The sequence below is a fragment of the Paenibacillus sp. sgz302191 genome, assembly GCF_057749925.1.
In genome coordinates this window covers 21,056-41,881 of sequence record NZ_JBYLHY010000009.1, presented here as the reverse complement: position 1 = coordinate 41,881, position 20,826 = coordinate 21,056, and the positions used below count along the sequence as shown (strand labels likewise).

At 39.6% G+C, this 20,826-nt stretch carries 22 protein-coding genes and 1 pseudogene; 3 read left to right on the top strand and 20 right to left on the bottom strand.

Annotation, left to right across the window (positions count from 1 at the left end; all coding sequences use genetic code 11):
* Nucleotides 1-125 precede the first annotated feature (125 nt).
* The 7 genes and pseudogenes from AC3G2T_RS14975 to AC3G2T_RS14945 form a co-directional block, all read right to left on the bottom strand.
* A complete protein-coding gene (locus AC3G2T_RS14975) occupies nucleotides 126-779 on the bottom strand; it encodes an ArsR/SmtB family transcription factor (protein WP_488435983.1) in 654 nt (217 codons plus the stop codon).
* Nucleotides 780-1,056: 277 nt separating this feature from the next.
* The gene (locus tag AC3G2T_RS14970) at nucleotides 1,057-1,218 is read right to left on the bottom strand and encodes a hypothetical protein (RefSeq protein WP_488435982.1); all 162 of its coding nucleotides are present in this window, start codon (nucleotides 1,216-1,218) and stop codon (nucleotides 1,057-1,059) included.
* Nucleotides 1,215-1,655, bottom strand: a complete 441-nt coding sequence (locus AC3G2T_RS14965) for an SRPBCC family protein (protein WP_488435981.1) — start codon at nucleotides 1,653-1,655, stop codon at nucleotides 1,215-1,217. Before AC3G2T_RS14965 ends, AC3G2T_RS14970 begins: the two co-directional genes overlap by 4 nt.
* A 13-nt stretch (nucleotides 1,656-1,668) precedes the next feature.
* Complete coding sequence (locus AC3G2T_RS14960; protein WP_474684839.1) at nucleotides 1,669-2,157, bottom strand: MerR family transcriptional regulator; 489 nt, start codon at nucleotides 2,155-2,157, stop codon at nucleotides 1,669-1,671.
* Nucleotides 2,158-2,356: 199 nt separating this feature from the next.
* Nucleotides 2,357-2,731 carry a VOC family protein gene (locus tag AC3G2T_RS14955; protein ID WP_488435980.1) on the bottom strand — a complete coding sequence of 125 codons (375 nt, stop codon included), beginning with the start codon at nucleotides 2,729-2,731 and terminating at the stop codon, nucleotides 2,357-2,359.
* A gap of 94 nt (nucleotides 2,732-2,825) precedes the next feature.
* Nucleotides 2,826-2,933: pseudogene (locus AC3G2T_RS14950) on the bottom strand (SRPBCC domain-containing protein); the annotation flags it as partial.
* Nucleotides 2,934-2,960: 27 nt separating this feature from the next.
* Nucleotides 2,961-3,299: an ArsR/SmtB family transcription factor gene (locus tag AC3G2T_RS14945; protein ID WP_488435979.1), complete on the bottom strand. Its 339-nt coding sequence runs from the start codon at nucleotides 3,297-3,299 to the stop codon at nucleotides 2,961-2,963.
* Between the two features lie 628 nt (nucleotides 3,300-3,927).
* Here AC3G2T_RS14945 and AC3G2T_RS14940 point away from each other — a divergent pair.
* Nucleotides 3,928-4,338, top strand: coding sequence for a DoxX family protein (locus AC3G2T_RS14940; RefSeq protein ID WP_488435978.1), 411 nt, complete (start codon nucleotides 3,928-3,930; stop codon nucleotides 4,336-4,338).
* 485 nt (nucleotides 4,339-4,823) lie between these two features.
* On the opposite strand, the gene AC3G2T_RS14935 is transcribed toward AC3G2T_RS14940, so the two are convergent.
* On the bottom strand, nucleotides 4,824-5,024 hold the full coding sequence (locus tag AC3G2T_RS14935) for a hypothetical protein (RefSeq protein ID WP_488435977.1): 201 nt from the start codon (nucleotides 5,022-5,024) through the stop codon (nucleotides 4,824-4,826).
* A gap of 160 nt (nucleotides 5,025-5,184) precedes the next feature.
* On the opposite strand from AC3G2T_RS14935, the gene AC3G2T_RS14930 reads away from it, so the two are divergent.
* Nucleotides 5,185-5,466, top strand: coding sequence for a hypothetical protein (locus AC3G2T_RS14930; protein WP_488435976.1), 282 nt, complete (start codon nucleotides 5,185-5,187; stop codon nucleotides 5,464-5,466).
* Here AC3G2T_RS14930 and AC3G2T_RS14925 read toward each other — a convergent pair.
* The 9 genes from AC3G2T_RS14925 to AC3G2T_RS14885 form a co-directional block, all read right to left on the bottom strand.
* Nucleotides 5,443-6,237 (bottom strand): ATPase, encoded by a 795-nt coding sequence (locus AC3G2T_RS14925; protein WP_488435975.1) that lies wholly within the window; start codon nucleotides 6,235-6,237, stop codon nucleotides 5,443-5,445. The genes AC3G2T_RS14930 and AC3G2T_RS14925 overlap by 24 nt on opposite strands.
* A 172-nt stretch (nucleotides 6,238-6,409) precedes the next feature.
* Nucleotides 6,410-6,586, bottom strand: coding sequence for a hypothetical protein (locus AC3G2T_RS14920; RefSeq protein WP_254366674.1), 177 nt, complete (start codon nucleotides 6,584-6,586; stop codon nucleotides 6,410-6,412).
* On the bottom strand, nucleotides 6,576-7,145 hold the full coding sequence (locus tag AC3G2T_RS14915; protein WP_488435974.1) for a hypothetical protein: 570 nt from the start codon (nucleotides 7,143-7,145) through the stop codon (nucleotides 6,576-6,578). Before AC3G2T_RS14915 ends, AC3G2T_RS14920 begins: the two co-directional genes overlap by 11 nt.
* A 79-nt stretch (nucleotides 7,146-7,224) precedes the next feature.
* A complete protein-coding gene (locus AC3G2T_RS14910; protein WP_488436131.1) occupies nucleotides 7,225-9,318 on the bottom strand; it encodes a TnsD family Tn7-like transposition protein in 2,094 nt (697 codons plus the stop codon).
* Nucleotides 9,284-11,041 carry a TnsD family Tn7-like transposition protein gene (locus AC3G2T_RS14905; RefSeq protein ID WP_488435973.1) on the bottom strand — a complete coding sequence of 586 codons (1,758 nt, stop codon included), beginning with the start codon at nucleotides 11,039-11,041 and terminating at the stop codon, nucleotides 9,284-9,286. The genes AC3G2T_RS14910 and AC3G2T_RS14905 overlap by 35 nt, the downstream gene beginning before the upstream one ends.
* Before the next feature lie 67 nt (nucleotides 11,042-11,108).
* Nucleotides 11,109-12,779, bottom strand: coding sequence for an ATP-binding protein (locus tag AC3G2T_RS14900; RefSeq protein WP_488435972.1), 1,671 nt, complete (start codon nucleotides 12,777-12,779; stop codon nucleotides 11,109-11,111).
* 16 nt (nucleotides 12,780-12,795) lie between these two features.
* Nucleotides 12,796-13,536 (bottom strand): hypothetical protein, encoded by a 741-nt coding sequence (locus AC3G2T_RS14895; protein WP_488435971.1) that lies wholly within the window; start codon nucleotides 13,534-13,536, stop codon nucleotides 12,796-12,798.
* Nucleotides 13,537-13,740: 204 nt separating this feature from the next.
* Nucleotides 13,741-15,906 (bottom strand): Mu transposase C-terminal domain-containing protein, encoded by a 2,166-nt coding sequence (locus AC3G2T_RS14890; protein WP_488435970.1) that lies wholly within the window; start codon nucleotides 15,904-15,906, stop codon nucleotides 13,741-13,743.
* Nucleotides 15,890-16,729 (bottom strand): TnsA endonuclease N-terminal domain-containing protein, encoded by an 840-nt coding sequence (locus AC3G2T_RS14885; RefSeq protein ID WP_488435969.1) that lies wholly within the window; start codon nucleotides 16,727-16,729, stop codon nucleotides 15,890-15,892. The genes AC3G2T_RS14890 and AC3G2T_RS14885 overlap by 17 nt, the downstream gene beginning before the upstream one ends.
* A gap of 282 nt (nucleotides 16,730-17,011) precedes the next feature.
* Between AC3G2T_RS14885 and AC3G2T_RS14880 the strand changes: the two genes are divergently transcribed.
* Nucleotides 17,012-17,437, top strand: coding sequence for a helix-turn-helix domain-containing protein (locus AC3G2T_RS14880; RefSeq protein WP_488435968.1), 426 nt, complete (start codon nucleotides 17,012-17,014; stop codon nucleotides 17,435-17,437).
* Between the two features lie 24 nt (nucleotides 17,438-17,461).
* Here the strand turns inward: AC3G2T_RS14880 and AC3G2T_RS14875 are convergent, their stop codons facing one another.
* From AC3G2T_RS14875 to AC3G2T_RS14865, 3 genes are all read right to left on the bottom strand, one after another.
* Nucleotides 17,462-17,779, bottom strand: a complete 318-nt coding sequence (locus tag AC3G2T_RS14875) for a hypothetical protein (protein WP_488435967.1) — start codon at nucleotides 17,777-17,779, stop codon at nucleotides 17,462-17,464.
* Between the two features lie 194 nt (nucleotides 17,780-17,973).
* Entirely contained in the window at nucleotides 17,974-18,933 is a 960-nt protein-coding gene (locus tag AC3G2T_RS14870; protein WP_488435966.1) for a 3'-5' exoribonuclease YhaM family protein, read from the bottom strand.
* Nucleotides 18,930-20,819 carry a UvrD-helicase domain-containing protein gene (locus tag AC3G2T_RS14865; RefSeq protein WP_488435965.1) on the bottom strand — a complete coding sequence of 630 codons (1,890 nt, stop codon included), beginning with the start codon at nucleotides 20,817-20,819 and terminating at the stop codon, nucleotides 18,930-18,932. Before AC3G2T_RS14865 ends, AC3G2T_RS14870 begins: the two co-directional genes overlap by 4 nt.
* Nucleotides 20,820-20,826: the final 7 nt, after the last annotated feature.

Sequence of the window (20,826 nt, the reverse complement as noted above, 5' to 3'; positions counted from 1 at the left end):
GCTATTTCCTAAGACAGAAATAAAACGGCGTTCGTATTATTCAACTGATTGTGCAGCGCTGACCTGTACGTATTGTGTTAAAACCGCAGCATCTTGGCTGCGTTTTTTGATTAAGAAGAACCGCCTTAACTGGTCCGCCATTCCTGGATGCCTTCTTCGATGCGATAGGCTTTGAAACCTTTTTTCTGCATCTTTTCAACGGCTTGCGTGGTGAACACGCAGTATGGTCCACGGCAGTAAGCTGCAATTTCGGTATCCTGCGGCAAATCTTGAAGATAGTCATCAAGTTCTTCCATTGGAACAGATAACGCTCCATCAATATGCTCCGTCTCGTATTCGTCTTTAGGCCGAATATCCAATACAAGAATCGTGCCCGTTTTCATCCGATCCAATACTTCCTTCTTGGATATGGTACGAACATTTTTGTAGTGTTGCAACATATCTTGCTTGATACGCGGTACATCAGAAAGCTGATGTTCAGAGACTTTCCATAAGGATTTCAAAAACTCTGCGACCACCGGATTTGCTAATGAGTAAATGACGTAGGTTCCCTTTTTTGTGAATCTCACCAGATTAGCATCCAATAATATTTGAAGATGACGCGACACGTTGGCAACACTCATCCCAGTCTGAAGGGCTATAGTTTCTACAGCTTTAGGACCGTTTGACAGCAAACTCAACACTTCAAGTCTTCTCTCACTGGACAAGCATTTCCCGATTCTGGCGTACTGTAAAAATAATTGTTCTTTATATAATTCGGCCAATTGAGCGTCTTCCATAAAACCCACCATCCTTCCTTATTCAACTGAACATTTGAATTATAAGATGCTATGTATTAAAATTCAAGTATTCCCGATAGGTATTCCCTAAATCATACAACAGTAAATGGCACCGACATATTTTCCCCGGATCCTGCCGCTGGTATCCAGCAAGTACGTTGTGGGGTAGGCGCACTGCATTTTCCTCCCCAATCGCGAATACCAGAAGGTGATACAATTTAAGCAATTTCCTTGCAAAAAACCGGTAATGCAATAATTCGCACTACCGGTTTCTCTGTCACTGGCTGTTAACCAGATTCAAAATCTTATTTTTCAATGCATGCTTTTCGTTCACGGACACGTCAATCGAGACGAGCAAGGCGGGCAACGACAGCACGGCAAGTCCGATCCATTCCTTCAGTCCGGCCTTACTATTCGATTCGATCGCAGCATTGTTCATTGGCTGTCTAGCGCCTGACCAAGACGATCCAACAACTCCTTCGTTCCGTGCTCGCGCTGTTCAGGTGTATCGAGACCGTCCAGGAATACGCCCTGTTCGGTATAGATCAATCGTGTGCCGCCGTCCGTGAACTCAAATTCTACCGTCGTCACGGAGACGGACATTCGCCTGTCTTCCATGTCGAGAGTGTACGAGTAGACAATGCGTCTGTCCGGAACGATCTCCTGATAGCAGGCGTCGAATGTGTAAACCGGGCCCCCGGGCGGACCTCCGCGGTTGAATTCGCGTCCTCCGACGCGGAAGTCGAACTCGTTAGCCGGCGGAAACCACGATTCTTTGGCGGCCTGGCCGGCCCATGCGGCGAATACTCGGGATGGGGAATGTTTGTAGTTCTTTTCGATAACGAAAGTGGAATGCTTGGCAGATCGCTCGTTCATAGTCATATCCTCCTTATCCGGGTTCTTCCGGATGTTTGTCTAAATATTCGCTAAGCCGGTCGAGGTGATGATTCATGTTCGACTTCCTCTCGGCGAAAAACTTCTCATGATTTATTCGCATCGTCCGCATGATGGCAGTGAAATGATCGATGGTAAACGGTTCGTTCCGCTGTATCCGGCTCGATACGTTCTCAAGCTCGTGCAAGAGCTTCTGCTGCGAGCGGATATTTTCTTTCAGGCGGTCCATTTGAAGAGTGACAATGTCTAAAAAACTAAGTTGATCTCCGGTCATAGCGGCTTTAATCTGCTCCAGCGACAACCCCATCTCTTTCAAGGACAAGATTTGCTGCAGGCGCGAAATGTCCTTTTCGGTGTAGAGCCTGTATCCGGATTGCGAATAGCCGGATGGTGAAAACAAGCCGATCTGATCGTAAAAACGCAAAGTTCGAATCGTTACTCCCGCCATTTTCGCAAGTTCTCCGACTTTCCAATGTCGCTGCATGATCATCCCCTTTCCTGGTTGCTAGCTTATCACCGGTATCTTCACTATAAACCATTACGTTACGTAATGGTCAAGAAGCGCCATAAAACTTATTCCAGCGGTAAATTTCCATTCTTAAAACACCCATTTTGCCTGATACGGCAATGAAAAAAGCAGCTGATCATTTTGATTAGCTGCTGTCGTAACTTATTCAACTATTTTATTTCTTTTCCGATACAGCAAAGTAATTTTCTTCATTATCTGCGAAGTTAAAGACTCTGCCGGAGGGAAGTTCCACAATTTCTCCAACTTTGATATTTTTGTTCTTCAGATCGCTATACAGCTCATCGAAATTGTCCGTGTAATACATGATAGATGGTGTTCCGAGATTCATTTCAGGGTTCATTTTGGCAACGAACTCTTTACTATGAAGAACAATGCTCGTTGCTGCACCCTTAGGTGCGATTTCGATCCATCTCATCGGACCATTGGTTACTTCCGCGATGACCTCGAAACCAAGTTTTTCTGTCCAAAAATCTCTGGATGCGTCTTGGTTATTCACATACAACATAACTTGGCCAATTTTGTTAATCATAATTTAAACACTCCTCTTATGGAATAATTTACGGGTCAAGCCCACATTTTCTTTCTAACTAAACTTTATTTAAGCGACTCTAACAGCTCGCCCAAGCTTCCTTAAACATCCGGAATACGAGATCGCGCGGCGCATCGAATACGAGCTCCAACACCAGGACGCGATCGTTCTCTACGCTCGAGACCATTTCGTTTTTTGACATGGTACTGCTCCTCCTAATCAAATGATGTTATGGTTTTTCCTTATTCTGCAGTTCATGCAAGTAATTGTCCAAGTTATCAAATCGATCTTCCATAATGGGCCAGAAGGACTGCAGCCAACAATCCATCGCTTGGAAGGGCTCAGACCGGAGCTTGTAGATCCGGCGGTTCGCATCGATTCGTACTTCCACAATCCCGCTATCGCTAAGCACTTTTAAATGCTTCGACGCTTGTGGTTGGTGAAGCCCCAGCCGATCGGTGATTTCGCCAACGGTCAGAGGACCGCCGCGCAACAATTGAACGATATTCATACGATTCGGTTCAGCTAAAGCACTCAGTGTCGTGATGTCCATTGCGGACTTATTCATGACATGCTGCTCACCTCTGTAGTTAACAGTTTCTTGTTTAATCTTCTCAGTTATTCAGGGTAACTTTCATCCTGCAATTCAAATATAGCCAATAAGGAATATACCTGTCAAGGAATATTCAAAATGAACTCCTCTTAAAAATTTAAAGGTGACATTGTATCCGGCTCATGATTCAGCGCCAAGCGTTTCATCGAAGAGCCGTAATACAACCTGCTTCTTGGGTGAGCAATGAAGGGAGCAAAAATTATAATTCAAATATTCCTTGACAGGAATATTCCTTTAATAGTATATTCGACACATGAATACGACATGGAGTGCTCTGGCTGAGCCAAATCGGCTGCGTATTGTTGAACTGCTGCGTCAAGACTCCTTTTCTGCAGGGGAAGTAGCCGAGCTGGGTTGAGTCCTATCGCCCCCTCTGAGAGAAGAGATTCGACCGATTGGAAGCTTATCGCGGGATTACAAAGAAAGGAAGTGAACGATGCCGTTAAGCAGTAATCCTGCCAAGTGTTTAGTCCAAGAGGAACTGTAAAAAGTGGTTAAGGAGTACGGCGCAATCGAGGAGGCCGAATCGACGCTTGACCGTCTCTGAGAAATGATTAATGTAAACTAAGGAGGCTGAAATTCAATGAAAAAAATTATGATTCCCTACTGGATTTTTACCGGGCTGGTAGTGGTATTTATGGGTATGGGCGCGATTGCCGATACTATATCTTCAACTGATGCGGTTGAACTCTTCAAGCATTTAGGTTACCCTGCTTATCTCCTTCCATTTCTTGGAATTGCCAAATTATTAGGGGTCGTAGCGCTTCTTGTCCCAGGCTTTCCACGAATCAAGGAATGGGCGTATGCCGGATTGGTCTTCGATTTGACGGGCGCTATGTATTCAACCATCGCTGTGGACGGCCTTTCAAGCGGATTGGGTTTCATTATCGGCTATATTATAATCGCAGGCTCCTACGTTTATTATCATAAAAGACAGAAATCGGGCTTGTTGAATCAAATGAAACAAGTGAAGCAAGCAGATAGCGTGGTTTAAATAATATTCTCAAAATTTCAAATTGATCATACGTACTAATTATAACCAACGATCCGCTGAAGAACATCGCTTAATGTAGATGCCATCCCCATCTCCTTTTCATAAAGAAAAAAGTCCCGATGAAGGTATTTATCATCGGGACTTTTTTGAGTTTCTTTACTACTTTCCGAGTTTTTTATAACGGGACAATTTTCATGTTATTTGGTATTAAAGTTGTGTACTGAAAGTGTTGATTTTACTGATATATTTTAAGTCCGTTCTATTTTATATCATAATGTTGTGTACTAAGGATAAAACATTTCAATCTCCTGATATTAGAATCAAAGAACGAGGAACTCGCCATCATTTCGCTTATCGGAGTTGACCGTTTAGGCTCTTTCGCAACTTTCATATCGCTAATCCATCACCAATGAACTCCTTTTTTAGTAATTTCAATTATTTTTTTAGACCCGCTCAACTTTATAGGCATTGAATGCGATCAACGGTTATTGAACTTCATCATCCTTCATAAAATCATCTATTTTGTTACCCATCAGGTATATTAATAACAATAATACTCCTATACTTAGTGCCTCAATGGCTTTTATCCAAATATGATTCATTAAAAAACCTACTCCAAATCCTAACAACATAACTATAATAACTTTAATGATTAAATTTTCAAAATCGTCCAGCCGCCACCTCATAATGAAACTCCTCCGATCAATCTGACTTCTGATTCAATATCGGGTAATTTTTAAGCCTCATTAATACCATCCTTCCCCATGAAATGCGTAATAAAACTCGAACAAGCTGTTTGCATTGCACTAATTTTCTCTGCCTTTGTGGCGCAGTGGAGATATTATTTTGAACCATTGGAATAGAGAATACAGAGCCCCCAGTTTATACCTCTCCCCTTATTTTGTCAGCTTTACTGCTCCATGCTCAATGATTGCCGGTGCAGACTCCGGTTACAAACGCCTATCATTGTCTCTTATCCCCACCACTCTTTGGCAAGAAAAAACCGCTCTCTCCACGACACAGGAATTGAGCGGAAACACTAATGATTTTGATCAATCACAATTCATTTACCTGTTTCCTCTTTCTCTTGCCTCCGATATTTCTTTAAAACTGTTCGTTACTCTCTAACCACGATTGAAACGGATTTTGAAGCCATTTGGGTAAGCATTCACTTTTATATTTAATACTACCCTCTTTTATCTCCACAATTGTTTCGTATGTAGGGCCTGAGTTATCAATAATAGCAACTTTGTCTGAACAAGCGATTGCATTAGGAAGGTTTAATAAAGATGTGTGATATCTTCTATTTATGTCTTCATTAGAAATCCAATGGCCCCCTTCTGCAACACGAGTTTTGACACGAGCTTTATGGAGCCTAACGTCTTGTAAACCAATATAATATAAAATTACTGAGTAACCTGCTTCTTTAGCCAACTTCATTTGATTAAGCATATAATGTCCTGTAAGTGTTGTTTCGACTTGAAAACTCTGCTTACAACTGATTAATCTTTTTAATTTCTCAATGGCATGTCTGCCCGCTTGAAAGTCTACACTTCTTGGGTTTAGCGGATTCAACTGCGCCGCGAATAAATCAGGATTTATTACGGAATCTATATTATCTAAAAAACTTTCAATAAGTGTCGATTTACCTGCCCCGTTACAACCTGCAAAAATAGTCATTTCAGGCTTTCTCATTGAACTGGACAGAAAATTGTGGACACCATTTTTTAAATAAATGTTCTTTTGCAAATAAAGTTTGCAGCTTTCCCAACCCTCTTCCTTCAAAACACCATTCTGGATATAGTAAATTGATGTTTTTGCAATTACTGCCTTTTGTCTTATAAGATAAGTGGCTTGCCTGTATACCAATGAAAGATTTATGTCGCCTTTTCTAAACATGGCTATCCCCTCAACCTCTAACGCAATATTAGGTGGAATTATAAAATAATCCCCCCATCTTTGTTTGACTTACTTTCTAGCCTTTTGTCCCTTCAGATATCCCTATTACCCGTCCACCTTTAAAGGAATTGACTATTTAAATTTTGCTGTAATTTAACCCTTTAATCTAACTTCAGTCTTCTGTTAGATCCAATTTTCTATTACAGATATCACAATAAACATAGATGACAGTGCCAAGACTTGTTGGAATAAATGTATAGGAAAACTTGGCTCCTGCTACATCTACCGATTTACATGAATCCCATTCCCTGATTTTCTTTTCCATTTCTTCAGTAATTTCAAATAACATTGTTTTCTCCTGAATTTATATTCTGAACCCAGTTATGGATAATTGTTCGCAGTTCTTCAAGTGTTAAGGATGCCTGACTTGAGTTTGACAATCTGTCTTGTGGCACCACAGCATTTGATTGGAGAGCCGAATGTTGTGAATTCTCTGCAAAGAATGTGCTACTGCTACTTGCAGCAATAACTGGTTGTACATATTTTATCTTTCTTTCTAAGTTAATCGCATTACTTGGAGGTAAAAATGGAAGCGCAATGCTAAACTTTTGAACTACATCGCTCATATCTGGTATTTTCAAACCACCTTGAATCTCAATACGATCAGGAAATGGCTCATCATTATTCGAAATCAAAATCATGTTCTCCAGCATTACATTAATCGCTTCTTTTATATCATCATTAATTGATACATGAAATGCTTTAACTTTTCTAGTTTCTTTATCAACTGCAAGATATAATGTGGGTCTGCCAAGAATAACGTTTCGATCATAATTTGATACAATATAGTGATCAAGAATACATTGATCCACAAAAATCCCCTTATCATTCCCTAAAACAATCTTCATCCTTCATTCTCCTCACTTTGCTTAGTGGTATCATTTTTGCTCTACTTCAGAAACCTATGAGTTCCTTTATAATTTTTCGTTACAGTGACTGCAGATACTCTTGGATACGAACTATTACTTGCTGGGAACAGTTCTCATATATCCTGTTTTTTAGAACCATAGGCAACGTTGCATTCGCGTAATGCTTTCTATATAGCGCAACGATATGTGGAATCTGCCTTAGCTGATAATTTTCATTTGGTTCCAAGTATCGTTCTATTATCTCAACAGTCTTCGGTAGCTTGTCGCTGTGATTTAACAGTCGAGCTTTATCCCTAATCGATAATTTGTTAAGAATCGTATATCTTTTAATTTGTTTATTTGGGGGACTTTCATATAATTCCTGACAAATCCTATTGACTACAAGCGCTAACTGCTTATCTTCGTCCTCCCATTTTAGGCTTTTAAATGGAGGATCTGCTCGGGGCAATATACTTTTTGACCACTCACTATCTTCCTTCGTAAGTCGAGAAAAGACTTTACTCCCTATAGCTTTCCGAATATCCGACCTACTCAAGTCAGGGTTATCTTCCAGTAGTTTAATCAACCTCGTTTTTGGTTCTAACTCAACCTCTGTTGCCGCGGCAGCTTCATTCCTTGCCGGAATTATTTCTCGCTCGTAAAGTTCTTTATTCTTAATGTATTTGGACACTACTCTTTTACTTGTATGGAGTAGAATGCTAGTATCATAAATGCTCCCCAGTTGGTCGTAAGTTTGGTACAGCTTGTTAACCCAATCTACACTTCCTTTGACAATTTCAACCGAGTGTTCTGCATTGGATTCAATATAAAGAAGAATGTATTTCTTGACTGTACTTCGATTAGCTCCCACTATTCTAGCAATTTCCTTAATACTCTTCTTCATGTGGTACTCTTTAATAAGTCTATCGTGCCATAGTGATCCAAACTCGATCACTTTTACAGTATCGATATCAAATCCAGAATCCCCATCTGGGCAGCTCGCTTGATATTTCATTTGACAATGAGCACAAGTAAATTTGCCTATAACTCTTTTGGATTTACTGCAATAATGTTGTTCGTAAGAATAGATAACTTTCTGCGCATACATTTTACAAATCTTATTGAAACATGGCCAGGGCCCCTCGCCAAAAAATTGGGAAGCTGGTTGAATAGTTTCTACATAGTCATTAATATTCTGACAGCCTCCCAGCAACCACTGAATGACTAACAGATGAATAACAGGATTTCTTGTCGCATTCTTTTCACTGAAAATTTGTAATGCAATTCGTTTTTCCAGCAATTCAGGAATAATTCCTAGCAGATTTAACGTTGAATGTGAATAATGTTTAAAAAAGTCTTCGAGGAATTTTCGGTTTATGTACCTACCATCTCTATGTTGATATCCTTTTTCCTTTGCTAACAAGCTGTAGGATTCAAAAATATTGGTTTCTCTTATCCCGCCATTCAAAAGCAGGTGAATGTCTTTTGAAATTCGCAATTTAAGCACATTCATCTCAGCAGTATCAGTAGCTTCTATGACTGGTAAAAGCTCATGCCCATTAGGACATACTGCGGAACCTATAAATTTCTTTCCATATAACTGACCCAGAGATACCTCACACTGAGGACACATACTAATTAATGGATTACCGTGTCTATGACACACATCTATATATCCGACCTGATGGGAGCGATGAATGTAAATTTCACCAAAATGATTTTCATCTTCATGCATACATTGAACACAATATCGCACATTTTTCGAGATAATCGGTGGTACTGTGAGGGATGCATATTTATCAGTCAGCCTGTGGTTTGTCATTCGTGCTAATAATTCTTTACGATTTTCATCAGAAAGGAAAGTAGCGAACAACGGAAAAAAAGTATGTTTAGCAATCAAAGAATCCTTACCAAACAAAGAAGCCGGCAGCTTACTTTGCATAACAGCCAAATTATGAGGCAGAAAAGGAATCCTACGCGAATTGATCTCCAACAAATCTTGAATCCCATCTGAGAATGAGCACCCTTTACGAAGAACGTATCGGTAAATAAGGCTTCTCAACTCCTCGTCAGGATATGGAGTGGGAAAATTCAATAGAGTCACCTGCCATAAGAAAGTTAAATAAACGTGCTCGTGATTAAAGGTAGTACTCGATGACTTTATCGATCTCATTGTTAAGTTGATATGCAATCTCTTTGCGTAAACCTGCCTTCCGAATGACTTTCCATCTCACAACGCTCAGTCCCTCTTCAAATAATTTTCGTGCAGCTATATTAACCCGTCTTAATTGAAACTGTTGTAACGTTTCGACTTCACTTTTGATCAATGCTTTACAACGAGGCAAAGCAACCAACTTTTTTTCAAGTAATGAGAGATTGCTAATTCGTCTTCCAATTTCGGGTAAAGTTACACGAATCGGCTTGTCCGTAGCTGATTTAATATCACTTACTGCTTGTAAAATCGCTGGTAATAGCTTCCGGTCTCTCTCTTCCCAATTTACTCTGGATCGAATTGCGTTCCTACTAGGCACTTTAAACCTCGTTTTACTTATTGTTCTGCAAGCCGCCCTTTCTTTTGAGACGATATCACTGTTTGAAAAACCTAAAGCTATTTTGGGGTTCGATTTTATCTTTGCATAGACGGTCGAGTAATGAACTCCCAATAGTTCCGCTTTTTTCCGAATTGTAAGATCGGTTCTAAGTTGCAGTTCATCAAAACGTTTTTCCCAAACTTCACCAAACTGTTTAATTCTCCCAATATGAAATCGATCACTTACATTTGTATCAGGGCCTCTTCTTGAGTAAATAAATCCGCAATCACAGATGAATGCACCTACTGGACGTTTCGTATCGGAACACCTTGTAACTTTGCATTGAGTAACGATCTCCTTCTTGTAGTGATCGGCAGCTTTATTTAAACATGGCCAAGGTCCTGTTCCAAACGGATGATATATGTCTACCTTCTTTTGAAAAACGATATCCGTCGTTTCATTTAAAAAGAGTATCAGGAGCAGATGTCGTAATGTATGGGTATGCTCTCCGCCACGCACTAATTTATGAAGCCATGTATCATGTGAGTGTTTACTTATCTCTGAATCGCAAAGACTTAGTAATTCTTGACCCAAGGACTCAATCATCTTTGAACGAAGACTTTGAAAGCGGATATTTCCAGATAGGGTGATAAACCCTTTCTCAAATAATTTCGCATTGTAAAATTCTTCGATGAGTCGGTAGTTTAAAGAATTGCATGGAGTATTCAGCAATGTATGTGATTGTACAGCCAAAGAAGTTAAGTGAACCTTTAAACCCTCGTTCATTGACAGTCCAATCACTTCATTACATGCAAGTTTCCGATTCAGACATACGTATTCCTGTTTATTACGTCTCAGGAAAGTAGAAATTTCCGAATTCTTTAACCCGCAACCATGTTTATAACAAATGAACACTCCGGGTAATTGATGAGATCTATGCCAATATGGCAGCCCATAAGTCATCTCATCCTCAAACAAACATTGCATACAAAATCTAAGATATTGAGGCATTTTAATCGAAGAAGCAAGCAGTCCTAATCGTGCATTTATTGCCCTTCCTAAGTCTCCCGTCATTGCCGACGCCACGAGCTGAGATCGTTCTTCGGATAGAAAAGTTGAGAAATAAGGAAACAATGTATGAGATTGCATGAGCTCAAGAGGGGTCATGTTCTCTCTCATAAGATGACTTATCTGACCTAAGTGTGCTGGTAATAAAGTAACAGCACTGAAAACTGATCCATTATAAAGGTCAGCCATTGTAGCTTTCCTGCTATGGTTTCCGACGTACAGATGATATCTAGCTAATGTACTGTAAAGCAATTCGTCCGGAAATAGGGGAGGGAAGAAACTACTCAGTATACCCACATCCTAACATGGTTTATACTTTTAGTTTTCCCCCATTAATAGAGTTTAAAACCCCAGCTTATTGGGGCTATGAAACACTTCCTTCAGGAAACAATACATCATTTGACCCAGTGTAGCCGGCTTGAGATAACGCTTTATATAAGACTTCTGGTGATGCTTTGCCGTTGTTCGGAATATAATTGCGGACATCATTCGGATCGGGTTCACTAAATCCCTTCATGATCAGCCTGGCTACTTCCATCCGCAAGGAAGTGATGTCGACGTGAGGTTCATTATTCTTGATAATATGTAAGGCAATTTCTTCAGCTTTCTCAGCAGTCGACCCTAAACTCACGGCCAATTTAACCATTTCCAAGATCTTCGTTCGGTCGTGATCGACATTAGCTTCGTGCATCGTTTGTTCTCGTAGTTTCCCATGAACACTTACTTTTTCTTCTGATTTGGAGAGATAGGCACTAAAGTCATTCCACTTCGGATACAAATCATCAATATCATAAATTGCCGATTTGTTATGAGTTTTCAGTGCCTTAATCATAGGTTGAACCAACTGGAGATGCTCAGAAGCAACCTTTTTAAGTCTTTTTACAGTAATGCGTTCATTTCCACCTTCGGACTCTCCGAGAGCAATGGCATCCCATTGAGCGAGCATATACAATTTAACCGCGATATCAACGATTCCTTGTGATAGCTCATAAATTGTTTTCTTAAGGGGTTCTGTTAACGATGATTTACTGGCCGTCCACTGATATTTCCACATACTCGAAACAAAATAATCCCAGTCCTTTCCCTCAGTCATGCGATCAATGATCATATCGCCTTGGCCACAGCCCCTTCTAGCCTGACTAAACGAGCCTCCGAACAATCGAATTGCTTTAAAGGTACCCACGAGAACTACAGGAACTCCAATTGTATTGATAAGTTGCGTAAAGAAATTTAACATTTTCTCTGAACCGCCACTCTTAGCTTGACTCAAATTTTGAATCTCATCAATGACTAATGTCCCCAAACAATGAAGTGAAGCTATATGTGCCATTAAGGGGATTAAAGCATCAGTAGTCGAGCCTCTGGTTACAAACTTCTTAAAATAAGTGGTTCCCAATACCGCATCTACAGCTTGAAAGAAATTGATGCATAGCCCTTTTATGGAACCGTCAAACGGGCAATTCAATTTCAGCCAAACCAACTGATCTAAAATGAGAGGTTGCTTATTAAAGCTTATATGCTGTATAACTTGTGGGTATAGTAGCAAGTTTAGATCTACGGCAGTTGACTTTCCTTGTCCGCTAACACCAATAATGTTAAAACCCGCTGCAGTCGACCGAATGCCTGCTGCATTTTCCCCTTCCTCGTTGACACCGGCCTCTAGAATGTTTTCAAACCCGACATGAAATTGTCGAGCATATTCCCTTTGAAGGGGGTTTCGTGCAACATAGCCATGTCGAATCATTCTTGAAAATCTTTGCTCAATGTAAAAATGAATCGGCAAGACTTCTACATAGTCACTTAATTGTTGAACACAATGCAGCCTCAATCTCCTGCTCAAACTGCGCTGTGACTGATGATAATCAGGGTAGTTGGGTATATCATCCATTAATTCATCTTCATCCATGATCTTAGGAAGTGATTCAATCAATGGATTCCCGGCATATCCTTTTATTACTTGTTCGTTATCGTACTGTGCTTTGATAAGCTTACCCTTTAAAACAGGAGTATGTGTATACTGTTCAATGGGTTTCATTGTTTGAATTCATCTCCTAATTCTCACCATTAGGGTCCACGAGAACTATGGGAACCCCAATTGTTTTGTTAAGTTGCTTAAAGAAAATCAACATTTTTTCTGAACTGCTGCTTTTAGCTTGGCTCAAGTTTCGAATATCATCTATGACTAATGCCCCTAAGCAATGAGTTTTAGCAACACGAGCCATTTGGTGGATTAAAGCATCAACAATCGAGCCTCTGGTTACAAGCTTCTTAAAATAAGTGGTCCCCAATAACGCATCTACTGCTTGAAAGAAATTAATACATAGTCCTTTTATAGAACCGTCAACCGGACAATTCAATTTCAGCCATACCAACTGAGCCATTATTAAAGGTTGTTTATTATAGCATGTGTGATGTATTACCTGGGGGTATAAAAGCAAGTTTAGATCTACATCTGGTGATTTTCCTTGACCACTGACATCAATAATGTAATAACCCGCTGCAGTTGACTGAATTACTTCTACATGGTCCCATTTCTTGTTTACACAAAACCTATTCTCAAATCTGACATGATATTTTTGAGCGAATTCTCCTTGAAGGGGATTTCGTGCAACATAGCCATGTCTAATAGTTCTTAATAATCCTAGTTCATCTTCATCCATGATCTTGGAAAGTGCTTCAATCAATGGGTTCCCAGTATATCCATTTACCACTTGCTCATTATCATACTGCGCTTCAATAACCTTACCCTTTAAAACAGGTTTAAGTGTGTACTGTTCAATGGCTTTTATCATATAAATTCATCTCCTATTTTGTACCATCATCGGTATACTAATTATTTTTGAATGGTTGCGTAAGAATCCACAATCATTCTTGAACATTTATTAATACAAATGTGTAATTGGACTCTGACGATTACTTCCTCTACATCTATTGATATTGCATGCAAACCAAGATCACGTTGTTCCCATACATTATCTGTTGGGTCTAATTTGATACTATTCGTACTCATCTTCTTCACTCTTCCTTCGTTTTAATTTATCGAGTAGTGACAGCCCTTTGACTTCATCTTCAATTTCTTCTTCCTCTAGATCTGTATTGGAAATAATAACTGGCTGCTCATTTTGTTCACCTAAACGGAATGCCTCATAAGCTTGCACTTCTTTACGCTCAACGGCTCTATTCTCCTGGATGTTTGATTTAAACTCCGTATTGGTCAGGTTAACTTTACTCAGCGCTTGCTCAGTAAACGCGATTTCTTCTTGATTTATTTTTTTGATGCTTTCGTTCAATTTGTATTTTGCAAGATTTTGCGTGTCTTTGTGAAATGCGAGTGCTAGTTTCTCCTCTTGTTGCATCATCTGGATCTCTTCCAGACTAAGATTCTTAAATCGATCCGATCTTTCTTGTAATGTGCATGTGTGGTATTTGAGACCATCAGGGGTCTTAATGTAAATTGCATTCATACATCTTCTATCGAAAGCCATTATGACCGACCGAGAGTCTCCCTTAACAAACCATCCTGCTTCTACCAGTTCATCACTTTTGTAATGAATTCCCTCAAAGGTGATGCCAGATCTCGTAGCTGTTACCGACTTGCTAGGGAGGAGGTTTAGACGGATGATGTCTTTTGTAAACGTCTTCAGATGACCCGCCCGATTTTGTATTCCCCAATTCCATAAGTGAATAGGAACAGGAAGAACAGAGTCAGGTATCATGCTGATATCAACCGGATAATCATTAATTGCTTTACTGTTATTGTGAAACAATATAAATTGAATCATCATCCTGATAAAACCTCGTAAAGAAAGTTTCGCATCGAGAATATAATCTTTTCCACCACGTTGCTTAAAGTCTGGTAGTACTGCGCCCGGAGACCACCTTTTAATCGTTATGCTCAGAGTTTTAAAATTGGACTCAACAATCCCTTTCCAGTCTGCACGATAGGGAGGCTCATTTTTTACGGTAACTCCCAAATATTCAGTAAGTGAATTAGCCTTCTTGCTCTCAATTTCACCCCGATCCCCTATAAGTACCTCAGGAACATGATGACACGGCCATTGTTGCTCATTGATGGTAATGTCATGCTCGGCACAAAACTCTACCTTGTTAGTTGTAGCATTTTCTAACGCCATCATCGCTCCCTGCCAGGAGGGACCTTCTAATCCCACATAGAATCCGACAATCATCCTGCTGAATACATCTATGACGAGATAGATAACAGGCCTTCCAATAATTTTAGTCCGATCTGCCTGACTCACGAGATAAATGTCCCCAACGGTCGCGTCAATTTCGTAAATACTTCCGGGGCCAACCGCCCTTCTTGTAGAATTGCCTAGAACAGGTCTAAATTTAAGATTGTAATTCCGAAGCCCTTCTCTAGCCATGATGACCTGTTTGTAGTCTTCCGTCTGTTCATAATGATACCGTAATTGGTCTATAGTAGGGACCTGATAACTCGGCATTGGAAGCTCTATAACTTCGCCATTCATAACGGATTTTTTACGAAAAAGATTATGCCACATTTGCTCATGAACGAATTGCAAGCTGTTTTTGTCGGTTGTTTTATACCATTCTGCTAATGCTGTGGTCATTTTTGCTCTAATTTCATCATCTACAACTACCCCAACAAATTCCGGATGTATTTTGGCCAGAAGGCTTCGTCTTCCCACTTTCTGCGTATTTTTTTTCTTTTCTTCTGGTTTTAACGGTCTACCGCAGTTAAAATAGTGTGAAACAAGGGCATTCTTTATTTTTCCACCGGTCCAATAATATCGTAGATATCTATAAATCAATGTCTTACTTTTCTTGGTCTTAAGTGATACTTCTTTTATAAGTTCCCCTCGTAAAACACGATCATAGATGGCGGGCTCAATATCTACAATATCTTTTATGAGTCCCCATTTTTCCTCAATTCCTGTACCATGCATTTTTTGATATTCTGAGTTCGGGTCCATAAGCATTGCATAGGGATCTATCTCGGCGATGATATATAATCCATTACGCAAACCTTCTTCGATCTCAAAATAATTTTTTCTTACGGGCAATGGTTTTTCATCTTTTTTAAGTGAAATCGTATACAAATAGCTTCTGTTCGGGGCTATGTATAAGACCCTGTCGGCATTCTTCCCATGCTGCAGGATAACGTTAACCTGTAACTCCATTTTGCATTACCTCACACGATCGACTCACAACTAGTGGTTCTAGTGCCGGTTGAATTAAACGGTTCATGTCCACCAGCCAGAGCTTGTTTGCAATAAGATGACGTACAATAAACAGACATGTTCCTACAGGCAATCCAAATTTCACATCACATACCGTCGCCGATTTGGAGCATGGCCGTGTCCGGTTTCGAAGTGCTTCAAACAATTCTGGCTCTAAAGCTGCAATGATAGATTCATTTAGATGACCCATTCCTGTTAGTGTTCGAGCAGAGTGGACCCAAGCTACGTTTTTGACCAAATTATACGAAATGTCTTCATCTGTGATTAATCTCCAGCGTACCCCCTCATCCGCAAAAAACCGCCTCTCTATCTCAAATTTTTCTAAAACTCTTCTTGTCAGCTTGCTTTTCGGTTTGGCTGTATGCGCCCAATATTCTAGGCCACTATCAGTCCGAACCGTAAGCATAAAATCAGTGGTAATCACCACAGGAACTCTTGTTTTGGGATCACGAGGATGTCTAATATTAAGCGCTTCTGCAATATGCATTGTCTTTTCTAGAGGCAAACACGCAAACTGTTCTCGGATGTCTACAATACAGTCCGACCACTCACACACATAGAAGTAGGCCATTTCAAGGTGTTCCGAGAACAAGTGGTGTATTCTTCCCGTCTTCCACCCTTTAATCCGACTCACCAAACCTAGTGAAGGAACATCATGAATCGTAAGCCAAGGTTTATATTGGGCTCCGTGACCCTGTCCTCTCTTTTCTTTTATTCTTCTCTCAATTGTGCTGCGAGTTGTAGCACGTTTGCGCTTAGCCAAAATAATCACCCTTCTCACTTAAGTTAAATAGCTTCTTTCCGTTTATAAAAGGGAATCACTTTTTTTTCATCTATCCCATAAACTGAGATCATCTCCCCTCGTCCCCTCCAACAAGTAAATGTTTCATTTACTTCGTAAATGTAATATTTACCACAATCTTAGTAAATCTTTGGTTTATTTGTCAACAATAAATTTACTTTTTGACTGTCCGATAGTAATATTAAGTTAAGTGTTCCATCGATTGAACACATAAGTATTCAGTTTTTTAAAGGGGAAGCTAGTATGAATACACTTGGCGATCGCATAAAACTACTCAGAAATTCCAAAAACCTGACTCAAGAAGGTCTATCGCAAATGCTTGGTGTGACAAAACAAGCAATCTCAGGCTGGGAAAGAAACGTTGCTAGCCCTGACTATAAGCAACTCTGCCATATAGCGGATCTATTTAATGTATCTGTTGATTATTTGCTTACAAGAACGGATTTCCCGTCCCCATTTTACTTATCCTCTAATGGAGAACTCTCAATATTTCCATTGGATACAGGGCTTGTTGAGACATCATCATTCGATCTGAACGGACTATTATTAACCCCTAATGCTAAACTTCATTTAGGTGGCAACCCTTTATCAATGAAAGACAGACAAATGGTGGCTGAATTAGTAAGTACAATTTTCGGTAGATTCCAGGAGGTCCAGCAGAAAAGTTAGTATGTATCAGCCACTTATTTGATATCATTTTCGGACGTTATTTCTTTCTCGTTTCAATTTCTGAATAGATTCGAAATATTTATCCAATTTAGTTGGACTAATATTTTGTCTTATAATGCGGTAGCATTTTTCTGGTTCAACCTGATTCTGTCTTTCCAAATAAATTATTTCTGAATTTCCTGGAATAAAATGAACACGAATTTTCCAACCACCATAAACTCTCGCATTCTCGAACCATTGTTGACTGATAGCTGTGGCGCAAGAGTAATATAACCCACGAAACAAAATCCCCTTCCACGTTACTCTTGCAATATCACTATGTAATTCTGATTTTGCATACATACTTTTACCTCCAGATATTATAGGCTCTTTTACTTTTATATCCGTAATTTAATCAAAAAATACAAATTTATTAAATATTATTGTTTATCGGATATTCCTGAAAATAAAAAACTATCCTTTAAAAAGGATAGCTACTTGATCTTCTTTTGCTGCCAGGCATTTGTTCCCCAGTAGAACTAATTGTATTTTTTGTATTATAACTTTAATTTGAAAATTGGTTTGTTCTCCAAACCTCGAATTGCCGGTGTCCACTCCTCGCTCTCAGGGATTGTCTGAAGCATGTCTTCAACCATTTGCAGTTTTGCATCCATTGCATCTATATAATGAAGAGCTACCGCTTCCGGTAATTGAGGCTGCACCGGGCTTCCCCATTCACCTAGATTATGATGGGATAATACCAAGTGCTGTAATGCAAGGATGGTATTCGATTCCAGATCAATCCCAAGTTTAATTGCAGCTTCTATAATCCAATTCGAAGCCATACTAATATGTCCAATCAGTTTGCCTTGGTTACTGTAATCAGTTACCATACCATACTCCGAAACCATTTCTACTGGTTTAGCAATATCATGTAAAATTACGCCCGCTTTTAGCAAATCCGAATTGAGAAAATGCCGTTGCTGACAAATAAAATCACTCAATTCAAGCATCCGAACGATATGGTATGCCAAACCGCCATAATAAGCATGATGATGAGATTTCGCCGCGGGTGAAGAATGCATTTTATCTTTGACTTTCCCAAAACAAAAAGTAACAATTGCTCTAATATCATTGTTACTTAATCTGTTGATTGTCTTCTCAATTATAGGGATGAGCTCATCTGATCCTACAGGGGCAGAACGGATAAAATCTGTTATCGTTACCCCGTCTTGTTCCGTTGTTTTTCGGATTCGTACTACTTTGACTTGCAGTCTTTCACGGTATACTTGTACCACTCCCTGCACCTTAACAAGACACATCGGAAAGAATGTTTCAATATCAGTCTTGCTGGCATCCCAATACTTTGCAGAAATATTACCACTAGAGTCGGCGAGCACAAGGTCTAAGTAATCTTTTGGAGTCGAACTACTTGTTTGTTTCGCTTCTATTTCTTTGATCAAATAGTAGCCAACAAAATCATCACCATCACAAAATTCTTTTATTGGTTTAGTCACATTATCACCTCTGCGCCCGTTGTATGGTACACAGGTTCTACAACTCCCGAATCGTGCAATGCTTGATAGAAATCAGCTATAACTCTCCTGTGTTGATTACTAAATTGCCCAAATGGTCTTACCTTACTAAAAGTAAAATGAAGCGTGTTTTTTGCCCTTGAAAGAGCTACGAAAAAAGCTGCCGTATCTTCTTCCCTTTGGTCATTAAATCTAAAAAAGGCTGCATCCTCTAATCCCAAAAAAATAATCGTTTTAAACTCAAGACCCTTGCTTTTATGGATTGTCATTATCGGGACCGTATTTTTACCGAGCAAATTATTAATCGCCGCTCCTACAGTACCTGACTTATCGTATTCTTCCCACAGATATTTTGCCAGTTGTGAACTTAATCTTTCAATGTAGTTTGATCTTAAATACTGAGGAAAGAAGGCTTTAAGTGCATCTGTAGAATAAAAATCAGTAATTTTTTTGATAATCATTTTCAGATTATTCTCATTATCAATTGCCCTTAAATCAGATTTAAGCTCAGTTATAAAGTCGCTTAATTCTCTCTGTGATGCATGAATCTCAGAAGAAGATTCATCCACACTCTTCAAATCCAACAATATATTCCGACAGTAGGTCCATGAGCTAGCATCCCTTCTGACTGCTATAATCAACGTATTTATGCATAGCGATATGTAATCTTCCTTCAGGAAGTCCTGATATACACCTTCGTTTCGAGCCTGAATTCCGCACAGATTAAATTCCGTTATCAATTCGCTAGAATATGCATCAACTCGTTGCTTCACAAGAATGCAAATATCATTGGGTTTGTGACTTCCATCATTAATATATCCTTGGACAAGATTTACTATAGTCTTAGCTTCTTGTACATGATCATCAAACATGTGTAAATAGGCTTGTCCATCCGTAGCTTGCCATTTGGGATTTGTTTGTATTGAAATAGGTTGCTCATTAAATCTTGAGAAAAACATCTTTTGAATTTCAATGAGCCTAGGTGCTGACCGATGATTCATAACTAGTTGATAAGCAGTTGATCCAAAGTCAGAGGTGAAGGTTGGGAATACGTCTCTCATTGCCCCGGCCCAAACCATTATACGCTGTTTACCATCCCCAACTGCTGTTAATACTGAATTAGAATTGTAGAAACAGGTTTTAACAAGTTCATATTGAATGCGTGTAGTATCCTGAAATTCATCAAGGAATACATGGCTGTAAGTCATTTGCAGAGACTTTATCAACTGCTGATTACATTGTAGTAAATATGTCGCTAAGCGGGTGATCATAGTAAATGACAACCTTGCTGTATCGGTTACGTCACCTTTTAACAAGAGCTCCCAAGCAGCCTTTGTTGGATAGTCGCTTTCTTGAAGTAATGGTAAAGCATATCGAACAATTTCTTTTTCTAAAAAATCGTTTATATCTCGGGGACGCATCCCAACAGGAGGTACAAATCCAGCGTGTTCATATGCTGTTCTGATGTCATTCTGGGTTCGGTCCGCCACTGCAATATCATAAACTGAGTTAGGGCGATATTCCTTAGGAATACCCAAATAGAAACGATCCACAAGACTCTTAGCAAATGCATCATACGTCATAGATTGAAATCTCTTTGAAAGCTCTGTACCACAGCGTTTCTCTACCCGTTCTGCAAGATTTTTAGCAGCGTCTCTCTTGAAGCTAATTGCGAGTATTTTCCTTGGGGCATTACAAGTGCTAGTTTCAAGTAAGAAGCAAGCTCTTTGAGCAAGTAATTCCGTTTTACCTGCTCCAGGACCAGCAATAACAAGAGCATTATTTTCACTCTTTACAACTTGAAGTGCAGCGGGTTCAAGAGTCAGTCCATCAGCAGGTTCCCATATATGTTTATCAATGATTTTCATTTATTAA

Excerpts from the sequence above, each read along its gene's own strand:
- AC3G2T_RS14975 (WP_488435983.1), bottom strand. The coding sequence starts at position 779 with ATGGAAGACGCTCAATTGGCCGAATTATATAAAGAACAATTATTTTTA.
- AC3G2T_RS14970 (WP_488435982.1), bottom strand. The coding sequence starts at position 1,218 with ATGAACAATGCTGCGATCGAATCGAATAGTAAGGCCGGACTGAAGGAA.
- AC3G2T_RS14965 (WP_488435981.1), bottom strand. The coding sequence starts at position 1,655 with ATGAACGAGCGATCTGCCAAGCATTCCACTTTCGTTATCGAAAAGAAC.
- AC3G2T_RS14960 (WP_474684839.1), bottom strand. The coding sequence starts at position 2,157 with ATGCAGCGACATTGGAAAGTCGGAGAACTTGCGAAAATGGCGGGAGTA.
- AC3G2T_RS14955 (WP_488435980.1), bottom strand. The coding sequence starts at position 2,731 with ATGATTAACAAAATTGGCCAAGTTATGTTGTATGTGAATAACCAAGAC.
- AC3G2T_RS14945 (WP_488435979.1), bottom strand. The coding sequence starts at position 3,299 with ATGAATAAGTCCGCAATGGACATCACGACACTGAGTGCTTTAGCTGAA.
- AC3G2T_RS14940 (WP_488435978.1), top strand. The coding sequence starts at position 3,928 with ATGAAAAAAATTATGATTCCCTACTGGATTTTTACCGGGCTGGTAGTG.
- AC3G2T_RS14935 (WP_488435977.1), bottom strand. The coding sequence starts at position 5,024 with ATGAGGTGGCGGCTGGACGATTTTGAAAATTTAATCATTAAAGTTATT.
- AC3G2T_RS14925 (WP_488435975.1), bottom strand. The coding sequence starts at position 6,237 with ATGTTTAGAAAAGGCGACATAAATCTTTCATTGGTATACAGGCAAGCC.
- AC3G2T_RS14920 (WP_254366674.1), bottom strand. The coding sequence starts at position 6,586 with ATGTTATTTGAAATTACTGAAGAAATGGAAAAGAAAATCAGGGAATGG.
- AC3G2T_RS14915 (WP_488435974.1), bottom strand. The coding sequence starts at position 7,145 with ATGAAGATTGTTTTAGGGAATGATAAGGGGATTTTTGTGGATCAATGT.
- AC3G2T_RS14910 (WP_488436131.1), bottom strand. The coding sequence starts at position 9,318 with ATGAGATCGATAAAGTCATCGAGTACTACCTTTAATCACGAGCACGTT.
- AC3G2T_RS14900 (WP_488435972.1), bottom strand. The coding sequence starts at position 12,779 with ATGAAACCCATTGAACAGTATACACATACTCCTGTTTTAAAGGGTAAG.
- AC3G2T_RS14895 (WP_488435971.1), bottom strand. The coding sequence starts at position 13,536 with ATGATAAAAGCCATTGAACAGTACACACTTAAACCTGTTTTAAAGGGT.
- AC3G2T_RS14890 (WP_488435970.1), bottom strand. The coding sequence starts at position 15,906 with ATGGAGTTACAGGTTAACGTTATCCTGCAGCATGGGAAGAATGCCGAC.
- AC3G2T_RS14880 (WP_488435968.1), top strand. The coding sequence starts at position 17,012 with ATGAATACACTTGGCGATCGCATAAAACTACTCAGAAATTCCAAAAAC.
- AC3G2T_RS14875 (WP_488435967.1), bottom strand. The coding sequence starts at position 17,779 with ATGTATGCAAAATCAGAATTACATAGTGATATTGCAAGAGTAACGTGG.
- AC3G2T_RS14865 (WP_488435965.1), bottom strand. The coding sequence starts at position 20,819 with ATGAAAATCATTGATAAACATATATGGGAACCTGCTGATGGACTGACT.